Here is a 4,238-nt window from a genome sequence, read left to right on the forward strand (position 1 = left end):
GGGATCCAGCCAACCAGCCCCGCCACCCAAACTGGGGTTGATGCGTATGTCATCAGCTTTGTCGACTGAACCATGTCGGATTTGCCGTTAAAGCTGGGCGAAACGGCGTTGACGAGGAACGACATCACAAAAAGCGTGATGAGGGAAAACACATATCCCACCACCGCCATTGCCGCGATGGCGCCAAAGCCCATTTCCATGGCCCCGCCGCCCATGCCACCAAGGCTAGCGGCATTTATGCCCAATGCGCCTGTAAATATTATGCCGGCGGCCAAAGGAATGGCTAGCAAGATCATTGCATATCCGGTGATTAGGCCGCCAACGGTTGTGGGTTCGCCAGCAATGACATTCCATTCATCCGTCGGTTTCAAAATGATATTCTTCGCGCGAGCAACAATCGTCATTGACTTATCCCTCTGGAAATATGTTTCTTGGCAGAACAAACCATAATGGCGAGAACATGTAAATATTGACGTTCGCGTAAACGGGGGGATCTTGCATATCATGTTGCGGAAGTTCGTGCCCTATTTGCTGGCATCAGCGCCCTCACCTTATTCGCAGCTGCCCTACCATATTGGGCGTCGCTTATGGGGGTGGGGTAAAAAGCCAGAGGGTCTGTAAGCCGGGTTCTGTCCTCCGCTGAAGCCGAGGCGTAAGCGGATGTGCGACCATTCATCTAGGCGACGCATTGCTGCGGCACTCATGCAACCAACCCGGGCGACTGGCAGGAGGATGCCATGTGCCGCCCCTATTCGGTTTTGCTCCCGGTGGGGTTTGCCTTGCCGCTTTTGTTACCAAAAGCGCGGTGCGCTCTTACCGCACCGTTTCGACCTGGCCGCATCGAAATGCGGTGGACTGTTTTCTGTGGCACTTTCCCTAAAATTGCTTCCGCCGGACGTTATCCGGCACCGTTCCTCGCTGGAGCCCGGACTTTCCTCCCCATAGCAGTTACCCACTAAGCGGCGGTCGCCCAACCCTCTGGCATAGCTTAGATAGCAGGTCCGCCCTCATACTCCAAGAGCAAGCTCAGCAATATTGCCCGGCATTCTCCGTCGATCACGCCTTCAATATTTTCGGGGCGGAAACGGCGTTGGAATGCGACCGTAGCCGCACGTCCATCTGATATGCTGTAACCATAACGCTCTAACGCCAAAAGAAACGCGGCGTCCGGCCAACCGGGATCAACCAGCTTTTCCCGCGGACGCGGAACAGCAAGCCCAAGCTTTGCCAAACGTTCCCAGTCAAACAGTTCACCGGGATCTTCTTTACGTGTTGGCGCGACGTCGCTGTGACCGACGACGTTTCGCGGATCAATTCCGTAGGTACCGACAATTCCGGCAACCAATCGCGTCACGGTGTCCATCTGTGCTTCGGGAAACGGCCGATAACCAAATTCATGCCCGGGATTGACGATCTCAATGCCAATGCTGGCGCTGTTGCAGTCCGTCACACCGCGCCAATAGGAAAGCCCCGCATGCTGCGCCCTTTGTTCCTCACGCACCATTTGGACCAGCTGGCCGTCTTCATCGACCACATAATGCGCCGACACTTTTGAAGCGGGGTTGGCGAGCCAATCGATGGCCGCTGCGCCCGACTGCATGCCGGTATAATGCAAAACAAGCATCGTGATCGGCAAGCTGCGCTCGCCAAAATTGGGTGATGGGTTCCAAATCATGGTCATAAGGCGACCATAGGTAAGTCGACCGTTGCACGCAATATCAGCTGGTGCGGGAAATTTTGCTGGTTACGCGCCTTGCCGGTTCGGCGTTAACTCGTAAAAATCACAAAACGCTCTGCTGGCGCAAAACTTCTGCGTTTGCCCAATGGTGATTTCGGCAGCGCCGAGCATTAAAAGCCCGCCCTCTTCCATGGATGGCGCAATCGCTTCCAAAACATGTGCCCTTGTCGTCGCTGAGATAAATCAGCGCATCTCAGCAATAAAGTCTTCTATCAAATCGTCCATGTCTGCCGATCCGTTGTAACGAACACGTTATATGACATCCGATGGTTAAAACAATGTTGAGAGTGCTAGATCTGCGATGTGTGCAAAAGTGCGCCGATGACGAGATGTTCAGCATCCGGCTCAGCAAGCTGGATCATCCCACCGCTTTGCAGCGCAAGCGTGTGCGCCATCCAGGCCGCAGCGGTGCGGGAATCTATCATCGAGGCATCAAGCTTCCCCGTCAGCGCCTCACGCACAGCTGAATCCATGAAAATTTTCGGGCCACTCGCCCGAATAACAATTTCCTGTTCGTTCAATCCTGCTTCAGCGCCCACGAATAAAGTGCCGCCACGCACCAGCGCTTCATTTGCCAACAGCACGAGGTTCAAGAGGATTTTGACCGCCCTTTTTGGCATCATTTGCGCAGGAACAGCCCATTCCAACACCGTACGACCGCTTGAAGTTATCAGCGGTTCAATCACCATCCGCGCTTCTTTAGGGTCGACTTCTGAACCAAAGCCGCCGGCAGCACCAAAAGCGAGACGGAAAAATTTCAGCTTATCGGCCGCAGCCTTGGCGCTTTCCGCCAGTAAATCCATGCACCGTTGCCGCATTTCCGGATCATGCTCGTCCGCCAGCAACTCAAGCCCATTATTCATAGCACCGACCGGGCTCAAAAGGTCATGACACAGGCGCGAGCAAAGCAGGCTGGCAAAATCGATTTCCGTGTCGGACATTAAAAATGGTTCCTTGGGCTGACTTGCATATTGATGTCGGTCATGGACTGTGTTTTCACGCGATTCAACCTTCCACGATCAGCGGCACGGGGGTAAATCCTGTGACGTGAGCGCCAATAGCGTTGGGTTGCCATGCCGTAACCGTTCCCCCCGCAATGATGAGCCATATCAGGCCATCGGGTGCGGCCTGCGCAATATCCGACGCAGAAGGCCGCGCCAAGCCGTTCGGGTGCGAATGGAAATAGCCCAAAAGCGGCACGCCGCCCGCTCTGACATCCTTATGGACGGCTATAAGCGCGGCGGGATCGATTTCAAAATTCCGCGACGGATCGGCGGCTACATTGGCGGCCCATTGCACGGCCATGACCTTCCGGTCCCTTCCACGCAACACACCACAGCATTCATTTTGGCCGGCGTCCGCCGCCCAATGCAGAAGTTGTTTCCGGTCATTGCTTGATAAATGCAGGGCCATAACCCATGTGTATGCGATGGTTGGAGAAAATGCCACATTTACAGGTGTTTTGGGCGAAGGAAGGCTCGACAGCGCGCTTGCTGCAGCGCTGCCGCAATTTTCGCGCGCCCGTATTCAGGCCCTGATCGCTGACGCTGCGTTGCGGATCAACGGACAAAGCTTCGTTGATGCCGGAAGCAAGAAAATGTCCGGGCAGCATTTTGAGCTAAATGTTCCTGCTCCCAAGCCGGACAAAGCAATCCCACAAGATATTCAGCTCGACGTCGTTTATGAAGATGAACATCTGATCATCTTGAACAAACCCGCTGGATTGGTGGTGCACCCTGCCGCCGGGCATAGCGACGGAACATTGGTCAATGCGCTGCTGCATCATTGTCACGGCAAGTTGTCCGGCATTGGCGGCGTTCAGCGGCCAGGTATCGTCCACCGAATTGATAAAGACACATCGGGGCTGTTGGTCGTGGCGAAAAGCGACGCCGCGCATGAGGGCCTGGCGAAATTGTTCGCCGCGCACGACATCGAACGCAAATATATCGCGATCGTCAGTGGCATCCCTGCCCCACCTGCGGGGACGGTGCGCACGCAAATTGGCCGGTCAACGACCAACCGCAAAAAAATGGCGGTGCTGCCCGATTCCAAGGGCAAGCATGCGGTCACGCATTTTCGCATGACGGAGGCATTTTCCAAAACCGCAGTCGTCGAATGCACGTTGGAAACGGGGCGGACTCATCAAGTTCGCGTCCATATGGCCCATATCGGCCACCCGCTAATCGGCGATAGCGTTTATTCTAATCGACAAAACCCCTACAGAATCGGACCAGATCAGGCTCCGTTCGACCGACAAGCATTGCATGCTGCCTCATTGGGGTTTATTCATCCGATATCCGGCGAAACTTTACGGTTCGAATGCGGTATACCAGAAGATATGCAGCTTCTGTTAAGCCAATGTCGAATATAGAGTTTCAAAGGGAACGCTTTGCTAGCGGGTGCTTGATGAGGCCCGGTGGGAAGCACAATGAAAGAGGAAAACATGTCTGAGAAAAAGAATGTTCCGGCTACAATACCTGCCCTTGGGGGGGACGCGAGC

The 4,238-nt window shown here is 54.7% G+C and carries 5 protein-coding genes and 1 other RNA gene; 1 reads left to right on the forward strand and 5 read right to left on the reverse strand.

Translation table 11 applies throughout. The annotated features are described in order from the left end of the window. The 5 genes from ACIQ0G_RS10410 to ACIQ0G_RS10430 form a co-directional block, all read right to left on the reverse strand. Nucleotides 1–404, reverse strand: a 404-nt coding sequence (locus ACIQ0G_RS10410) for a YIP1 family protein (RefSeq protein ID WP_397577842.1), incomplete at its 3' end; no start/stop codon positions are given. 198 nt (nt 405–602) lie between these two features. Next, nucleotides 603–982: RNase P RNA component class A (rnpB, locus tag ACIQ0G_RS10415), an RNA gene on the reverse strand. A gap of 6 nt (nt 983–988) precedes the next feature. Further along, nucleotides 989–1,681: an N-acetylmuramoyl-L-alanine amidase gene (locus ACIQ0G_RS10420; RefSeq protein ID WP_397577843.1), complete on the reverse strand. Its 693-nt coding sequence runs from the start codon at nt 1,679–1,681 to the stop codon at nt 989–991. Between the two features lie 347 nt (nt 1,682–2,028). Then, nucleotides 2,029–2,679 (reverse strand): histidine phosphotransferase family protein, encoded by a 651-nt coding sequence (locus tag ACIQ0G_RS10425; RefSeq protein WP_397577844.1) that lies wholly within the window; start codon nt 2,677–2,679, stop codon nt 2,029–2,031. 64 nt (nt 2,680–2,743) lie between these two features. Continuing rightward, nucleotides 2,744–3,151, reverse strand: a complete 408-nt coding sequence (locus tag ACIQ0G_RS10430) for a Mov34/MPN/PAD-1 family protein (RefSeq protein WP_397577845.1) — start codon at nt 3,149–3,151, stop codon at nt 2,744–2,746. Nucleotides 3,152–3,167: 16 nt separating this feature from the next. Here ACIQ0G_RS10430 and ACIQ0G_RS10435 point away from each other — a divergent pair, with 16 nt between their 5' ends. Next, a complete protein-coding gene (locus tag ACIQ0G_RS10435) occupies nt 3,168–4,109 on the forward strand; it encodes an RluA family pseudouridine synthase (RefSeq protein WP_397577846.1) in 942 nt (313 codons plus the stop codon). Nucleotides 4,110–4,238: the final 129 nt, after the last annotated feature.

It is taken from the genome of Sphingorhabdus sp. (assembly GCF_044354325.1).
Taxonomy (GTDB): domain Bacteria; phylum Pseudomonadota; class Alphaproteobacteria; order Sphingomonadales; family Sphingomonadaceae; genus Sphingorhabdus_B.

What these genes read in the sequence shown, in the direction of transcription:
- ACIQ0G_RS10420 (WP_397577843.1), bottom strand. Translation starts at nt 1,681, where the DNA reads ATGACCATGATTTGGAACCCATCACCCAATTTTGGCGAGCGCAGCTTG.
- ACIQ0G_RS10425 (WP_397577844.1), bottom strand. Translation starts at nt 2,679, where the DNA reads ATGTCCGACACGGAAATCGATTTTGCCAGCCTGCTTTGCTCGCGCCTG.
- ACIQ0G_RS10430 (WP_397577845.1), bottom strand. Translation starts at nt 3,151, where the DNA reads ATGGCCCTGCATTTATCAAGCAATGACCGGAAACAACTTCTGCATTGG.
- ACIQ0G_RS10435 (WP_397577846.1), top strand. Translation starts at nt 3,168, where the DNA reads ATGGTTGGAGAAAATGCCACATTTACAGGTGTTTTGGGCGAAGGAAGG.